The organism is Brachyspira pilosicoli P43/6/78, from assembly GCF_000325665.1.
In the GTDB taxonomy this organism is placed as follows: domain Bacteria; phylum Spirochaetota; class Brachyspiria; order Brachyspirales; family Brachyspiraceae; genus Brachyspira; species Brachyspira pilosicoli.
Map to the genome: position 1 here is coordinate 2,174,900 of NC_019908.1, position 15,712 is coordinate 2,190,611.

The following is a 15,712-nucleotide window of genomic DNA, read 5'->3' on the forward strand; positions in this document are numbered from 1 at the left end:
GGTTTATATTTATGAGAGTATCAGCAAAACATATTGATAAATTAGAAGACGATGAAGTTTTTGTATTTGGAAGCAACACAGAAGGTATGCATGCAGGAGGAGCTGCAAGAATGGCTATGAATTGGGGAGCTGTATATGGCAAGGCTTTTGGTCTTCAGGGTAAAACTTTTGCTATTCCTACTGTTGATTATACGAGAAGTGGGAAGATGAGCATTGATGAAATAAAAAAATATGTCGATGAGTTTTTAGATTTTACTATAAAAAACAAAGATAAAAAATTTTTTGTTACAGAGATAGGCTGCGGCATAGCGGGATTTAAAGTATCAGAAATAGCTCCTTTATTTAGAAAGGCATTAGAATATAGTAATGTGTATTTACCAGAGAGATTTATTAATTATTTAAAAGATAATTATTGATATACTAAAAATTTTTAAGTTAGTAAAAAATACAAGTATTATTTTATATTTTATTCATATTCAAAATATATAAAGCCAAAATATTTGCACTTTTTGGTTCTTTGAAGAAGTCCGCACCGCGTAAGTCGGGAAAAAGAACAACAAAAAATTATAAAAAATAATAGTTTAATATATAGTAAAAATTTTTGACTATTTTATTTTAATTATTTGCAGGGCTTTGCCCCCTGCGAAGCGTGCCCGTAGGGTAGCACCCCAGTTCTTTTACCGACGCTCTGCGTGCCTGCGGCAAGGTACCTTTCGGTATTGGTATAAAAGAACCTTATATCCTTCGGATACGCTTCGCGAAGAACTGCATTTTTATTATAAATTTTATAATTTAATTGTGCATTAAAATGCACTCCTCCGCACGACTAAGAAATTATAATTAAAAGCATAGCATTACCGTGCGGCAAGGTGGTACAGCTCGTACGCGGGAAAAAGAACAACAAAAAATTATAAAAAATAATAGTTTAATATAATAGTAAAAATTTTTGACTCTTTTATTTTAATTATTTGCAGGGCTTTGCCCTCTGCGAAGCGTGCCCGTAGGGTAGCACCCCAGTTCTTTTACCGACGCTCTGCGTGCCTGCGGCAAGGTACCTTTCGGTATTGGTATAAAAGAACCTTATATCCTTCGGATACGCTTCGCGAAGAACTGCATTTTTATTATAAATTTTATAATTTAATTGTGCATTAAAATGCACTCCTCCGCACGACTAAGAAATTATAATTAAAAGCATAGCATTACCGTGCGGCAAGGTGGTACAGCTCGTACGCGGGAAAAAGAACAATAAAAAATTGAATAAAATAAAAAATTATAAAAACTAAATATTATAACAAAACACAATCAATTATATTTTATTCCTTATCTTTTATAACATTGAAATGTATGAAAGACATCATATTTAAAAATACATATAATATCATCAAACTAGCAATTATAAGCTCTATTATAGCAACATATCTCCATATATAATAATATTCTCCGCCCATAGATTTTGAATAGTTAGCAAATTTCAAAAGAGCCTGTGCACCTATTGCAAGAGGGAAAGTGTATGCTGCAAATAATGGTATAAACTTTATTCTAAAAGCTTTTATTAAAGATAAATAAACTTTAAATGTTGTGATTAATCCTAATGCTAAAAATAAATTAAGTATAGCAGTGTTGTATGTTTGAAATGCAGTTAAATATCCGCATAAACATAAATTAGCAGGTGCTCCCATTACAGCGAAAGCAGGAAACTTATCTTCAGCTAAAGGTTCATGGAAAATGATTCTATAGAAAATAAAAGGAAACATTATTATATATATAACCATTCCTATATAAACTATATACTGTGATAAAGTAGGAAAACCCATAGCACTTCCGCTAACAGAAGCTACAACTATACCAATAGGCGGAACAAACCAGCTAGGCACCATATTATGTCTGTCTTTTAAGTTTATTCTATGAGCTATAAAAGTGATTGCAAATATTGTATGTATTACTATAGCTGTAAGCCACATAGCAATACCAAGCGGCCTTATAAATTGTACTACAGAGCTTGATATTACCATAATAGCCATATCTAAAGTAGGTATTGTACTTCCTGCTACTGGGTGCTCTAAATCTTTAATAAATGCTTTGAATGATGAAAATATTTTTGTTATTATTGTAAGTATTAATACAGATGATATTAAAGCTCCAATGTATGCAAAATATTTTTTTCCTGTAAATATAGTCCAAGCGTTGAATATACCGCCTACGCCAAGTGCTAAACCTGTAAGTGCTGTAGGCATTTTGTTTATTTTGTTTATCATAATAAAATTAAAAAAGAATTTATAATAATTCTTAACTCCTTATATTGTGTGAAAATATTATATATTAAAAAATAAAAAAAATCTATTTAAATAATTGCTATAAATATATTATTGTATTAGTATATAACAATTAAGGAGAGTTTGTAAAAAATGAAAAAATTAGTTTTATTATATTTAAGTATTTTAAGTATTGTTATAATAGGTTGTAAAACTGATAATATATTAGGTTTAAGTAAAAATTATGAAGGCACTTGGGTTTGTACCGAAGGCGATATTCTAGGGAAAACTGTTACAATTAATTCTGATGGTTCATTAAAATATGATAATATTACTATTCCAGCAGCTTTAATAACAAAACATAGCGATAGTCATTATTCAGCAAGTACAACAGTTGCTGGTAAAACTTTTACAGTTGATCTTGTATTTACAAGTGATACTACAGCAAATGTTCAAGCAGACGGAAAAAGCGGAGTTTTCACAAAGCAATAAATTTTATAATATAGTAATAATCTAATAATAAGGTCTTATATGGATTATACAAAAATTAATTCTTTAACTATAGATAAATGGGTTGAAGATGGTTGGGTATGGGGTGTGCCTATTACCCATAAGAAGTTTCTAGAAGCTAAAACTGGAAAGTGGGATATGCTTTTAACACCAACTAAAAATGTTCCTAAAGAATGGTTTGGAAATTTGGAAACTAAAAATGTATTGGGGCTTGCTTCTGGAGGCGGTCAGCAGATGCCAATATTTGCAGCTTTGGGAGCTAAATGCACATTAATAGATTATTCTCAAAAACAGATAGATAATGATATATTTGTGTCAAAAAGAGAAAATTATAATATAAACGCCATAAAATATGATATGACAAAAAAGTTTCCTTTTGAAGATGAAAGCTTTGATTTGATTTTTCATCCTGTTTCTAATTGTTATGTAGAGAATGTTTCTCATATATGGAGTGAATGCTATAGAGTATTAAAAAAAGGTGGCAGGCTTATGTCTGGGCTTGATAATGGAATTAACTTTTTTATTTGATGAAAATAGTAAAGAGATTAAATACAAACTTCCATTTAATCCATTAAAAGATAAAAAATTATTAGATGAATTATTAAATAAAAATGACGGCATTCAATTTTCTCACACTATTGAGGAGCAGATAAGAGGCCAATTAAAATGTGGTTTTAAGCTAATTGATATTTATGAAGACACTAACGGAGAGGGAGTGCTTCATGAATATAATGTACCTACCTTCTGGGCTACATTGTGTTTTAAATAAGTTTTTAATGCAATAAAAAAGGGCTCTATCTTTTTATAGATAAAACCCTTTTCTTTTTCTTAAACTAATAATTTTTATTTAGCCATTATAGTGCCAACATACATTTTGTCAGTTCTAACACCAGGCTTAATTTCACCATTAATAGAATATATTTTGTTTCCTATTAATATTAAACCCTCTCCGCAAGGAGCATCAAAAGGAACATCTCCTATTGTTTTCCAAGTATTAGATTCACAGTTATAAATTAATATTTTGCTGTTCCAATCAAACTCATAAGGGTCAGCACCAAAATAACCAGCTCTAAAATCAGCTAATGCTTCTTCTTGAAGATTGCCCAAGTTATAAACAGCATCATCATAAACAGCTTTATTAAAACCGCCTATAACAAGCATTTCTTGTTCATTAAGCTTAACTGATACAGCACCAAGTAAAGATATTCCTTCATTGTTAAGAGCAACATCAGAAACTTGATCCCAAGTGTTGTTGGCAAAATCATATTTATAACCATCAGTATAAGCAGTAGCATCTCCTCCGCTAAATACATATATATTGCCGTTTAGTAATTGTGCAACAGCTTGAGTTCTGCTAGCTTGATTAGGTACAGGAGCTAATTCTTTAGTCTCTTTTGTAGCTAAATCATATTCATAAACTTTGTCGCTTCCTTTGCCTGATTGTTTACCAGTGATAATATATAATTTATTGTCTTTATAAACAGCAACACCATTTTGTAATGTAAAAGGTAAATCGCCTATTTTTTCAACATTTAATTTATTATTTTTTAATGTGATAAATAATATATCATCATCAGCCTCAGGATTTGAAGAGCCGCCTATATAATATATACCGTTTGTAGTAGTAATAGAAGCACCATATCCTAATTCGTTTTCCCAGTTAATATGCTCAACAACTTCTAATACGCCGTTATTATCTTCAAGCATATAAATGTCAGAATAAGTTTTTTTAGCTCCGCCGTTAAGTACAGATTCTTCAGGGAAGTTAGCTCCTCCTCCAACAACAATATATTTGTTTTCTAAAGAACCATACAATAAACCAGCAGTACCAATATTTTTATCCATTCCAGTTTGAGCAGGTAAACGTCCTCCCATCTCCCAAACTATTTTTTTGTCAGTTTTAGAATCTAATACGTTTACATTGCTGCTAGAAGAAGTAGTATTGCTTGAACAGCTAACAGCAAATATAATAGATAATATTAAACATAATTTTTTCATTGTTATTTCCTTATAATAAAACCAAAATAATTCCACTATTATTTTTGATTTTTAATAGTAGTAGAATAAGTTAAACCTTTTATTTTTTCTTCGCTTGGTCTTCCAAAGAAGAAAGAAGCTATAAAAGATACTATTACACTAGAGCCTATAATTATAAATGATAACATAAACTCAAATATTTTAGGTTTAACATAACCAGGTATAAACTTAGTAAGCATACCAGCAGGGTCGCTTACATAGAATGCAATTATTACAGAAACTATAAAACCAATCCATACAGCTTTAGATTCTACTTTATCAAAGAATATACCAATTAAGAATACTCCGGCTATAGGACCGCCTAAAAGACCAGTAATAGCTTGGAAGTACAAGAACATATCTCCTTGACCATTATATATAAAGTAAATAGCAAGCAATGTACTAAATATACCAACTATCCAGCTTGAAACTCTTGCAAATTTAAGTTTGCTTTTGTCTTCCATTCCAGATTTGAAATATTCTAAAATATCAGCAGTCATACAAGTAGAAACAGAGTTTAAACTTGAAGATACTGTAGATTGAGCAGCAGCAAATATAGCAGCTATTACAAGACCAGATATACCAACAGGTAAAGCATTTACTATAAAGTATGGAAGTATAGCATTACCATTAATGTTTTCTGGTAAAGTAGCTTTAAAGTGGAAATAAATATATAAAGCAGAACCCATACCTATAAATATTACAATACTAGTACAAAGCAAAGGAACATTCATAAATAAACTTTTTTTAGCTTCATGTTCATCTTTGTTTGTAGCATATCTTTGAACTATGTCTTGGCTACCTACATAAGAATAAATAGAGTTTACAAATCCTCCAACTATCATAACCCAAATACTAGATTTAGCTAAATCTAAAGAGAAGAAATCAGGGCTTATAATTTTACCATCATCAGCTAAAAGCTTGAAACCTTGTCCTACACCTTCAGGAGCAGAAGAGAAACCTACTATAATTACTAAGAAAGCACCCAAAAGAAGTACAACAGTTTGTATAGCATCAGACCATAATACAGCCTCAATACCTCCCATAGATGTATAAGCAACACAGAATATTGACACTACAATAGTGATTAGTACTGGGTTTAATGTTGGCACAACTTGTTGTATAGCTAAAGTAGGAAGGTAAATTACTATTGCCATTCTTACAACGTGGAAAAGTATAAATGTTAAACTACCAACAAGTCTGAAAGAATTATCAAATCTTCTTCCTAAATATTCATAAGCAGTAGTAACATTAACTCTTCTAAAGAAAGGTACAAAAGTGTATGCTGCCCATAATACCATTAAGATAATTCCCAATGGTGCCATACCAAGCAACCAGCTATTGTTATAAACAGAAGCAGGTATAGCAATAAACGAAATAGATGATAAAGCAGTAGCATAAATACTCATTGCAGTTACTAAAGCAGGAACCCTTCCTCCAGCTTTAAAATAATCATCTGTAGATTTTGTTCTTTTAGCAAAGAACATACCAATAAAAAACATTACGACAAAGTATAGTCCTATGACTATCCAGTCAAACCAATGCCAAGCCATATAATTTTCTCCTATTATTAAAATATTATTTATAAAAAATGTTATTTGTTTTTAAGAAAGTATAGTTTGTTAATCTTTGTATGGAACTTTTACTATAGCTTTTTTAACGTGATTTTTACCGCTTTTTGGAGGAAGTCCTACTCTATGAGCGTCGTAAGGAAGAAGTATAAGCATTTCTCCTTGAGATAAAGTTAAACGTAGAGTTCCTTCGCCTTCCCAATCATGATAATCTGAAGCTTCATCATAAGTTTTTGGTTTTAATGTTGATGTGTTTGCTATAATAAAATCTTCAGAGCCTTCAAAAATTATTTGAACATCTACATATTTTAAATGTGATTCCCAAGGCGGATTATCTTTATTATCATATTCTGTAACATTTATAAAAGCACCTTCGCATATCTCTTTATCAAGTAAGTGTTTTCCATTAGGTAATTTTTTTAATTCTTCGTAATGCTCTCTAATATAATTTTTAGCTTTCCATATAGTATCGTGAAAATTTTGATTGAACTCACTTTTTATTGGCTTTAATATCATAAAACAACTTCCTTTTATAAAAATTAATTAAAAATAAGAGTGCCGCAATAAAAAGGCAGCACCCTAAAATATATTATAGTTTAGACAAATATTTATCAAACATATCTTTTAATATTTTTTTCTCTGATTTACCAAGAGGTTTTGAACCCATAGGTGCTCTGCAATAAGAAACAGCTGAAGAATCATAGAAAGTAATACATTCTTTAAGTGCTGGATATATTCCTACGCTTAATAAAGTTTTAATTATATCATTCATGTCATGCTGTATTTTCAAAGCTTTAGATAAATCTTTAGCCTCAACAGCATCTATTACTTTTCTTGCTAAAGGAGCTTGTATGTTGTATGTAGAACCAATTCCTGACCTTAAACCATAAGAAGCATATGCTATTAATAATTCATCAAAACCAGCCCACATCATTTTGTCTGGGAATTTTTGTATTAATCTTTCTAATAAGAATAAATCTGATGAAGTGTATTTTATTCCCATCACTCTTTTATCTTCAAAAAGTTTTCCGAAATCATTTAATGATATGCTGTTGTTTGATAAGCTAGGCAAGAAATATATTACCAAAGGAATTTTATTTGTTGCCTTTAAAATAGTATTATAATATTTGCTAATGTCATTAAATGAGAATGGATAATAATATGGAGTAACAGCTGATATTAAATCATATCCTAATTCTTCTGCTTTTTGTGCCATTTCACAAGCTTCATTAAGATTCAATGTACCCACATGTGCTATTAGAGGTATTTTTCCATTAACTTCTTCTTTAGTAATTTCAAATACAGCTATTCTTTCCTCTTTAGACATTAATAGTCCTTCTCCAGTAGAACCGCCAACATATAAACCATTAACTTTCATACGGTCAATATTATGTCTTACATACTTTCTCAATACTTTTTCATCTAATTTTCCACTTTTGTTGAATGGAGTCATTAGAGCTGATAATATACCTTCACATTTATTCATGCTGTTTCTCCTTAAAATTATTTTAATCATTTATGTTATAGCTATATCTATATATTGTATAAATAAGTTTAATTTTATCAATATCTTTTAATATGATTTTTTAAATAAAAATAAAAAAAATGTGATTTTTATACAAATTAATTCTTTTAGTAGTAATTTTTATGTAATGTTTACTAGTATATTTTTTAATAAATGATATTGTATTGATTTTATTAAGTTATTTTTATTGAAATTAATATATAAATAAATATATGTAAAAACACATAATAAGGGTATATTGTATCTATTAATAATCAAAAAAAGATAATAAATATCAAAAAATAATATGAAAATTCTTGCAATATGAAATTATTTTACTATACTTGTAAACTGTATATGAAATATAGAGTACTTTTTCCTACTTTAGTTCGTTTTTTATTATTATAAAGTTATGATTAGTAATTTTTTTTATATACAACAAATATTTATAAGGAGCTTATTATGAGCAAGTTAAAACTATTTTTGATATTAGCATCTTCACTGCTGATATCATGCGCTAATCCAAATGATCCTGGTAATGATACTACAGAAGGTGGTAATGGAGGTGGAGGTACTACCCCTGATGGTAAACCTTCTTGGTATTTATCTGATGCTCAGCAATCATCAGTTTATCAGCCTAATCCTGTAATAGTTTTTGATTCAAAACAAGGCGATATTTATAGAATAGCTGGTATAGTTGAAACAACAAAGGGAACTTTAGTAGCTGTATCAGACAGCAGAAAAACATCTGAATCAGATGTTGGATTTAATGCAGCTGCAAATATTGATGTGGTTGTAAAAAGGAGTACAGATGGAGGTAAAACTTGGGGACAAGCAGTTTCAATACCTCCTTTAGCAACAAAGAAAGAAGACTCACATGGTGATCCACTTATATTTTCTTGTAAAGATGGTACATTAGTTGTTTTATGTGCTGCAGGAAATGCATGGAAGCAAGAATATAATGGTAATTCTTTAATAAAAATGTCAAAAAGTACAGATGATGGTCAAAGCTGGAGTCAGTGGACTGAAATTCAAAAAGTAATATATGATAATACTACAGTTCAAGGAAAAGGTTTCATTAAAGGATTTGCTGCTTCTGGAAGAGGATATACTGACCCAGATACAGGGGCATTATATGCTGCTGTTCTAGTTGGTAATACTGGTCATAGTAAAAAAGGAACAGTTGTAATAAAGTCTACAGATAATGGATCAACTTGGAAAGTAATAGGTGTATTAGAAGATAATGATAATGATGAGCCTAAAGTAGTAACAAGAATAGCAGAAGGTACACATACTGGAAAATTGTTATTATCTGTTAGACCATCAACAGCTAAAAAAAGAAGATTTTTCTTACTTGATGAAAATCAAGGAGAGGCATCATCTATTTCTACATATACCGAAGCTACAGCAGGTGCTTTTGTTGATCCTACTATAGATGCTGAAGGTATGAGATATACTCTTAAAAAAGATGGTCATGCTAAAAATAGAATATTGCATGTATATTTGAATAATAGTAGCACTAGAAAAAATTTATCATTAGTTATGAGTGAGGATGAAGGTGTAACTTGGGCTAATAATAAACAACTTCAAGATTCTTCTACAAAAAATGCTGCTTATTCTTCTATAATGGTTTTAGGTGACGGTACTATAGGTATTTTAGCTGAAGAACAAAATCTAGATACTGCTAGTGGTAGTGGTACTTATGATATAGTATTTAGAAGATTTAATTTAAAAGCATTTAATGGTGAAACTTACACACAAACTTGGTAAAAAATATATGATATATATTAAGTATGATTTTATATTAAAAAATCATACTTAATCATTATTAAAAAATAAACTAAAAGGTAATAATTTTATGAAAAGAATATTAATGTCGATATTGTTAATGATAGTTTTATCTATACAATTATTTGCTTACTATAAATCAGATAATATGATAGATATGTTGGTACATTCTAATCAAATGAGAATTAGAACTGATAGATTAGGTGTTCTTGCTGGTCCTAGAAATTGGAGATTTGTTGCTGGTTTAACAGGAGCTAATATTGCATCTGGTTTAATTCTACATAATACAGGTGCTCCTAATACTCAACAAGAAAATACTGAAAATAATTATAAAAAAGGTGTAGACAAATTTGTACCATCTGCATTGGTTGCTTTTGGGTATGATTCTGATTTATTTGGTATAGCTGCTGGTTATGAGTTCAATTGGAAAAGCCCTACATATATGGTACATACTCCAATACTTCATATGACAGCTTTAAATGACAGTTTTAGAATAAATATTCCTATTTCTATAGGTGTTGGTCAAAAGTCTTATGTCAATGATAAAAGTTTAAAAGGTACTATGGTTATTTCTACAGCAATTGAAGGAAGATATTATTTTGCAGAAGATATACCTGCTTTGAGTCATTTAAGATTCTATTTTAATTATGGTAATTCAACAATAAAGGCATTAGATTTTAAAGATGCATCATTTACTCAACAGTCTGTAGGCGGTGAGTTTAGAATGTATTTCAAAATATTGACAGAAAATATAAAAATTGAACCTATATTTAGAGTAAGATTCGATGCTGCTTTGGCTACTACATACAAAAATATAGATGAAGCTAATAGAGGCAGTATTTTAGATAGTTATGCAGTAAGTGCAAAAGGTTTTATTCCTGATGATCCTGGTGGTACTGGTGCTAATATAGCAGCTGGTGGTGCTAATGCTTCTGGAACATTGCAAGGTGGATATATAGCTTCTATCCCTTCTGGTTATTATGCTAAAGAACCTTATAGACTTGGACTAGCTATACCTGTAGGTTTTACTGCTACTTCTGCTGATGAAAATATATCTTTCTACTTTGAGCCAGCTTTATCTTTAACTATAGTTAATGCTAAAGAAATATATACATTTGGACAACATGCTTGGGAAGATGTAGCTTCTAGGCATAGAAGAACAAATCCTTTCTATGCTTTTGGATATGTTGTTTATGCTGAACTTTATATAAGACCTGTTAAAAATTTAGAATGGTATACTGAACTTCAAACTGGAGGATCAACAGTTGCTGGAGATTTGTCAACTGCAAGCTCTACTACTATAGTATTTAATGCATCTACCGGTATAACTTGGTATTTTTAATTGAAACTAAAAATAATTAAATAATAAAACCTTTTCTACTTCGGGGGAATATTTGTTATTCTCTCGAAGTTTTTTACATTAAAATAGCTACTATATATATAATAATCATTAATACAAATAGTGTGATAGTTGTTGATAATATTATATTCTTAATTATCATATTTAAAAATTGATTTTGTACAAAACTAGACTTTTTTATTCCATAAAAAAACGTAATAGAAAGTAAAAATATATCATCTAATCTGCCTATCGGTATTCTATCTGGTACTATATCAATAGGTGATAATACATATATTAAAGCTAAAATAAATGGAATCCAATATACTATTTTTTTCTTTTCAGTTTTTTCTTTATATTCTGAATATTTTCTGTATATTCCATCTTTGCCTAATATTTCTATATCTTCATCTGGTATTTCTTTATAATCATTTTCATTCATAAATAAAATTACCTTAATAATATAATTACTTTTTATAATAAATATATAATACTATTTTTAAAATAAAAAGAAAAATTTTTTATTGATTTAAAAAAATTGATAGGTTAATATTAATATATCAATTTATTAAAAAATAGATATAAGGATTTTTTATGAGTAATTTAAATGAAGTAAAGAATGAATATCTTCATATGCTAAAAGATAATATTATACCATTTTGGCTTAAAAACGGACTTGATAAAAAACATGGTGGATACTACACTGCATTAGACAGAAAAGGAAGCCTTATAGAAACTGATAAATCTGTATGGTTTCAAGGAAGATTTGCTTGGGTATTATCAACTCTTTATGCTGACTTTGAAAAAAAACAAGAATACCTTGATGCTGCAAAATCTGGAATAGACTTCTTAGAAAAATATTGTTTTGACAAATCAGGTGACGGAAGAATGTATTTTAGAGTTACAGAAGATGGTAAACCTATTATAAAGAGATTAAGATATTACTATTCTGAAACATTCTGCTTAGTTGCTATGGCGGCATATTCAAGAGCTAGCGGAGATAAAAGTTATGCTAAAAAGGCAAGAGAGATACTTGATAATATAGACCGCTATCAAAAAGAAGGTCTTTTAATTCCAAAATTTGATGCAGGCAACAGACCTACTATAGCTTTCGGACCTCCTATGATAATGCTTGCCACTGTTCAGGAATTAAGAAAAGCAGACCCAGAAAATAAAGATTATTATAATAAATATATTGATAATCTTTTATCTAATATTCAGTTATTCTTATATGAAGATAAAAAAGCAGTACTTGAACAATGTAACCCTGACGGCACTTTGCAAGACCATTTTGAAGGTAGATTATTAAACCCAGGACATGCTATAGAATCATCTTGGTTTATATTAAGAGAGTCTATTGAGAGAGGACATGATGAAAAATTAAAAGCCCTAGGACTTAAAATATTTGACTGGATGTGGGAATGGGGCTGGGACAAAGAGTACGGCGGAATTATTCAATATATGGACGTACTTGGAAAGCCAAAAAGTGAATATCATCATGATATGAAATTCTGGTGGCCTCAGACTGAAGCTGCTATTGCTGCTTTATATTGTTATTACTTTACTAAAGATGATAAATATTTAGAAAAGCATGATATGGTTAAAGAATACACTAAAAAATTCATTGACACAGAATACGGTGAATGGTATGGTTATCTTCACAGAGACGGAAGAATATCTACAGACTTAAAAGGTAACATGTATAAAGGACCTTTCCATATTCCTAGAATGTATATGAAATGCGTAGAGATAATAGATGCTATTAATGCAAAATAATAATTAAATATATGATTATCAAGGCTAGGCTTTTTAATTAAAGTCTAGTCTTTTTATTTGCAATAAGTACAAATATAAGCAAATACTAAAAAAATTAAAAAGTAATATTTATATTGTTTTATAAAATAAGTTTGCAGTTTATAATATATAAAAAATATTTGGATTATTTCATGACAGAAGAATTAAAAGATAAAATAAAAGAATTAGTATCCTCAAAAAAAGTAGAAGAAGCAATAAAACTGATTGATGAAGCTATAGAAAAAGATAATAATGATTCAGATTTATATTTGAATAGAGGAGTACTTTATTCAATGAATAATAAAACTAATGAAGGCATAGAAGATTTTAATAAATCTATAGAATTAAAAGCTAAAAATAAAGAAGTATATTTTTTTAGAGGACTTGCCAAAGCAGATTTAGGACAATATAAAGAAGCTATTGAAGATTTTAATAAAGCTATAGAATTAAATCCAAATAATGAAAGAGCATATTTTAGTAGAGGGTTCTCAAAAGCACAATTAGAAAAATATAAAGAAGCTATAGAAGATTTTAATAAAGCTATAGAATTAAATCCAAATAATGAAAGAACATATTTTAGTATAGGACTTTCAAAAGTAGAATTAGAAAAACATGAAGAAGCTATAGAAGATTTTAATAAGGTTATAGAATTAAATCCAAATAATAAAAGAGCATATTTTAATAGAGGGCTTTCAAAACTAAAATTAAAAAAGTATAAAGAATCTATAGCGGATTTTAATAAGTCTATAGCATTAAATCCAGATAATAATGAAGAAGTATATTTTTATAGAGGGCTTTCAAAAGCGAAATTAGAAAAGTATGAAGAATCTATAGTGGATTTTAATAAGTCTATAGCATTAAATCCAGATAATAATGAAGAAGCATATTTTAATAGAGGAGTTTCAAAAGCGAAATTAGAAAAGTATGAGGAATCTATAGCGGATTTTAATAAAGTTATAGAATTAAATCCAAAGAATGAAATATCATATTTTGCAAGAGGTGTTTCTAATTATGAATTAAAAAAATATGAAGAATCTATAGCAGATTTTAATAAAGTTATAGAATTAAATCCAAATAATAAAGAAGCATATTTTTTTAGAGGACTTGCCAAAGCAGATTTAGGACAGTATAAAGAATCTATAGCAGATTTTAATAAAGCTATAGAATTAAATCCAAATAATGAAAGAGCATATTTAAATAGAGGAGTTTCAAAAGTAAAATTGGAAAGATATGAAGAAGCTATAGAAGATTTTAATAAAGCCATAGAATTAAATCCAGATAATAATGAAGAAGCATATTTTAATAGAGGAGTTTCAAAAGCGAAATTAGAAAGATACGAAGAAGCTATAGCAGATTTTAATAAAGCTATAGAATTAAATCCAAATAATGAATATGCATACTTTAATAAAGGTTTTTTAAAATTAATATTAGGACTATATAAAAAATCTATAAAAGATTTTAATAAAGCCATAAAATTAAATCCAAATGATGAAAAGTTATATTTCAATAGAGGAATTTCTAATTATGAATTAAAAAAATATGAAGAAGCTATAGAAGATTTTAATAAAGCCATAAAATTAAATCCAAATGATGAAGATGCATATTTTAATAGAGCCATATTAAAAATAAATTTAAAAAAATATAAGCAAGCTGTTAATGATTTTAAAATATTTGCTAAAAATAATAATGATGCCTTTGATATAACTATTATAAAAATTCTTCAAGAATTTAATAAATATAATGATATTAATAAATTTTTTAAACTATTAGTGATAGATGAAAATAAAGAATTATGGAAGAATGAGCCCATTACTAATTTAATTTTTCATTTTGAAGAGACTGAAAAATTAGACAATAAACTTATTGAAAATATTAAATATTTAATTTTATATGAATATTTTTTACTTAAAATATTAACTTTCGATACTAATGATAAAAATATAGAAATATCTCATTATACATCATTGAATATTTTATTAATATTATTAGGGAATGAAAAATCAGAAGAAGCAGGAAACATAAGAATAAATAATATAACAACTGCTAATGACCCTAAAGAAGGAGATATTTTAGAAAGTATTTTCAATAGAAATGATATAGATATAAAAATAGGAAGTGATGAAAAAGCTGTGACATTGCAAACATCATATTCGAGAAACAGAGATTCTCTTACTATGTTTAGATTATATGGTAAAAAAGAAAATAAAGAAGCTACTGGTATATGTTTGGTTTTAGATAGTGAATATTTTACCAATTCATATACTTCACCTTTTTCTTATTATGATGTTAATGTAGATAATCTATATAATAGTGAAGATAAAAATAATAAAAACAGTGTAAAAAATAATGAAGATAATGAAAAAATAAAAAAAGAAGAAAATAAAAGAAATTTATATTGGGTACTTTATTATGATGAAAAATCAAATAAACTTGTTTTCAATAAAGAAGACTTAAAATATTCAAGCAATGTTATTGATTTGAACGGTATAAATAATTATAAAGAAAAATTAAAAGAAGATGACACGATTGAAAATAAGATTAAATATGCATTTTCAAAGATATTTGAATATACTAGAAAAATTAAAGAAAAAAATATTAACCCTAAACTATATAATTATTTATTTGAAAATATAAAATACATAATAAAACATGAAGCATTTTTTGAAGAACAAGAATTAAGAATGCTTGTAACTTCTGATTATAAATCTAAAGAGATACAAGCAGATAGAATTAATAATAAACTTTATATAGATTATTTAAAACTTTTTAATAAAAACACAAATTATATAAAAGAAATTATAATAGGTTCTAAAGTTGAAAATAATGAATCGCTTGCTGAATATATAAGAAAAATTTTACATGAAAAAAATACTGATAAAAATAAATTAGATAATATAAAAGTTCTTATATCAGAAGCTCCTTTAAGATGATAAATTAC

General features: G+C 28.1%; 14 protein-coding genes. 8 read left to right on the forward strand and 6 right to left on the reverse strand.

Annotation, left to right across the window (positions count from 1 at the left end):
* Positions 1 to 11 precede the first annotated feature (11 nt).
* Positions 12 to 416 (forward strand): A1S_2505 family phage non-structural protein, encoded by a 405-nt coding sequence (locus BPP43_RS09805; protein ID WP_015274836.1) that lies wholly within the window; start codon positions 12 to 14, stop codon positions 414 to 416.
* An 897-nt stretch (positions 417 to 1,313) separates the two neighbouring features.
* On the opposite strand, the gene BPP43_RS09810 is transcribed toward BPP43_RS09805, so the two are convergent.
* Positions 1,314 to 2,255 (reverse strand): TDT family transporter, encoded by a 942-nt coding sequence (locus BPP43_RS09810; protein WP_014935339.1) that lies wholly within the window; start codon positions 2,253 to 2,255, stop codon positions 1,314 to 1,316.
* Positions 2,256 to 2,405: 150 nt separating this feature from the next.
* Between BPP43_RS09810 and BPP43_RS09815 the strand changes: the two genes are divergently transcribed.
* The 3 genes from BPP43_RS09815 to BPP43_RS12420 are packed head-to-tail and all read left to right on the forward strand — an operon-like array spanning position 2,406 to position 3,531.
* The gene (locus tag BPP43_RS09815; RefSeq protein WP_014935340.1) at positions 2,406 to 2,744 is read left to right on the forward strand and encodes a hypothetical protein; all 339 of its coding nucleotides are present in this window, start codon (positions 2,406 to 2,408) and stop codon (positions 2,742 to 2,744) included.
* A gap of 39 nt (positions 2,745 to 2,783) precedes the next feature.
* Positions 2,784 to 3,290 (forward strand): class I SAM-dependent methyltransferase, encoded by a 507-nt coding sequence (locus BPP43_RS09820; protein ID WP_252832315.1) that lies wholly within the window; start codon positions 2,784 to 2,786, stop codon positions 3,288 to 3,290.
* A complete protein-coding gene (locus BPP43_RS12420) occupies positions 3,268 to 3,531 on the forward strand; it encodes a hypothetical protein (RefSeq protein ID WP_252832316.1) in 264 nt (87 codons plus the stop codon). The genes BPP43_RS09820 and BPP43_RS12420 overlap by 23 nt, the downstream gene beginning before the upstream one ends.
* Before the next feature lie 74 nt (positions 3,532 to 3,605).
* Here the strand turns inward: BPP43_RS12420 and BPP43_RS09825 are convergent, their stop codons facing one another.
* The 4 genes from BPP43_RS09825 to BPP43_RS09840 all read right to left on the reverse strand — a co-directional run bounded on the left by BPP43_RS09825 (position 3,606) and on the right by BPP43_RS09840 (position 7,835).
* Positions 3,606 to 4,760 (reverse strand): cyclically-permuted mutarotase family protein, encoded by a 1,155-nt coding sequence (locus BPP43_RS09825; protein WP_015274837.1) that lies wholly within the window; start codon positions 4,758 to 4,760, stop codon positions 3,606 to 3,608.
* 38 nt (positions 4,761 to 4,798) lie between these two features.
* Positions 4,799 to 6,331 (reverse strand): sodium:solute symporter family protein, encoded by a 1,533-nt coding sequence (locus tag BPP43_RS09830; RefSeq protein WP_041747649.1) that lies wholly within the window; start codon positions 6,329 to 6,331, stop codon positions 4,799 to 4,801.
* Between the two features lie 69 nt (positions 6,332 to 6,400).
* The gene (locus tag BPP43_RS09835) at positions 6,401 to 6,865 is read right to left on the reverse strand and encodes a NanQ anomerase/TabA/YiaL family protein (RefSeq protein WP_013243877.1); all 465 of its coding nucleotides are present in this window, start codon (positions 6,863 to 6,865) and stop codon (positions 6,401 to 6,403) included.
* A 73-nt stretch (positions 6,866 to 6,938) separates the two neighbouring features.
* Positions 6,939 to 7,835 (reverse strand): N-acetylneuraminate lyase, encoded by an 897-nt coding sequence (locus BPP43_RS09840; RefSeq protein ID WP_013243876.1) that lies wholly within the window; start codon positions 7,833 to 7,835, stop codon positions 6,939 to 6,941.
* A 480-nt stretch (positions 7,836 to 8,315) separates the two neighbouring features.
* On the opposite strand from BPP43_RS09840, the gene BPP43_RS09845 reads away from it, so the two are divergent.
* A complete protein-coding gene (locus BPP43_RS09845) occupies positions 8,316 to 9,623 on the forward strand; it encodes a sialidase family protein (protein ID WP_015274838.1) in 1,308 nt (435 codons plus the stop codon).
* A gap of 88 nt (positions 9,624 to 9,711) precedes the next feature.
* Positions 9,712 to 10,983 carry a variable surface protein VspH gene (locus BPP43_RS09850; RefSeq protein ID WP_015274839.1) on the forward strand — a complete coding sequence of 424 codons (1,272 nt, stop codon included), beginning with the start codon at positions 9,712 to 9,714 and terminating at the stop codon, positions 10,981 to 10,983.
* 73 nt (positions 10,984 to 11,056) lie between these two features.
* On the opposite strand, the gene BPP43_RS09855 is transcribed toward BPP43_RS09850, so the two are convergent.
* Entirely contained in the window at positions 11,057 to 11,422 is a 366-nt protein-coding gene (locus BPP43_RS09855) for a DUF1232 domain-containing protein (protein WP_013243873.1), read from the reverse strand.
* A gap of 152 nt (positions 11,423 to 11,574) precedes the next feature.
* Here BPP43_RS09855 and BPP43_RS09860 point away from each other — a divergent pair, with 152 nt between their 5' ends.
* On the forward strand, positions 11,575 to 12,756 hold the full coding sequence (locus BPP43_RS09860; protein ID WP_015274840.1) for an AGE family epimerase/isomerase: 1,182 nt from the start codon (positions 11,575 to 11,577) through the stop codon (positions 12,754 to 12,756).
* A gap of 170 nt (positions 12,757 to 12,926) precedes the next feature.
* Positions 12,927 to 15,704, forward strand: coding sequence for a tetratricopeptide repeat protein (locus BPP43_RS09865; RefSeq protein ID WP_015274841.1), 2,778 nt, complete (start codon positions 12,927 to 12,929; stop codon positions 15,702 to 15,704).
* Positions 15,705 to 15,712 lie beyond the last annotated feature (8 nt).

Excerpts from the sequence above, each read along its gene's own strand:
- BPP43_RS09835 (WP_013243877.1), bottom strand. The coding sequence starts at position 6,865 with ATGATATTAAAGCCAATAAAAAGTGAGTTCAATCAAAATTTTCACGAT.
- BPP43_RS09860 (WP_015274840.1), top strand. The coding sequence starts at position 11,575 with ATGAGTAATTTAAATGAAGTAAAGAATGAATATCTTCATATGCTAAAA.
- BPP43_RS09840 (WP_013243876.1), bottom strand. The coding sequence starts at position 7,835 with ATGAATAAATGTGAAGGTATATTATCAGCTCTAATGACTCCATTCAAC.
- BPP43_RS09855 (WP_013243873.1), bottom strand. The coding sequence starts at position 11,422 with ATGAATGAAAATGATTATAAAGAAATACCAGATGAAGATATAGAAATA.
- BPP43_RS12420 (WP_252832316.1), top strand. The coding sequence starts at position 3,268 with ATGGAATTAACTTTTTTATTTGATGAAAATAGTAAAGAGATTAAATAC.
- BPP43_RS09815 (WP_014935340.1), top strand. The coding sequence starts at position 2,406 with ATGAAAAAATTAGTTTTATTATATTTAAGTATTTTAAGTATTGTTATA.
- BPP43_RS09845 (WP_015274838.1), top strand. The coding sequence starts at position 8,316 with ATGAGCAAGTTAAAACTATTTTTGATATTAGCATCTTCACTGCTGATA.
- BPP43_RS09850 (WP_015274839.1), top strand. The coding sequence starts at position 9,712 with ATGAAAAGAATATTAATGTCGATATTGTTAATGATAGTTTTATCTATA.
- BPP43_RS09805 (WP_015274836.1), top strand. The coding sequence starts at position 12 with ATGAGAGTATCAGCAAAACATATTGATAAATTAGAAGACGATGAAGTT.
- BPP43_RS09825 (WP_015274837.1), bottom strand. The coding sequence starts at position 4,760 with ATGAAAAAATTATGTTTAATATTATCTATTATATTTGCTGTTAGCTGT.
- BPP43_RS09865 (WP_015274841.1), top strand. The coding sequence starts at position 12,927 with ATGACAGAAGAATTAAAAGATAAAATAAAAGAATTAGTATCCTCAAAA.
- BPP43_RS09820 (WP_252832315.1), top strand. The coding sequence starts at position 2,784 with ATGGATTATACAAAAATTAATTCTTTAACTATAGATAAATGGGTTGAA.
- BPP43_RS09810 (WP_014935339.1), bottom strand. The coding sequence starts at position 2,255 with ATGATAAACAAAATAAACAAAATGCCTACAGCACTTACAGGTTTAGCA.
- BPP43_RS09830 (WP_041747649.1), bottom strand. The coding sequence starts at position 6,331 with ATGGCTTGGCATTGGTTTGACTGGATAGTCATAGGACTATACTTTGTC.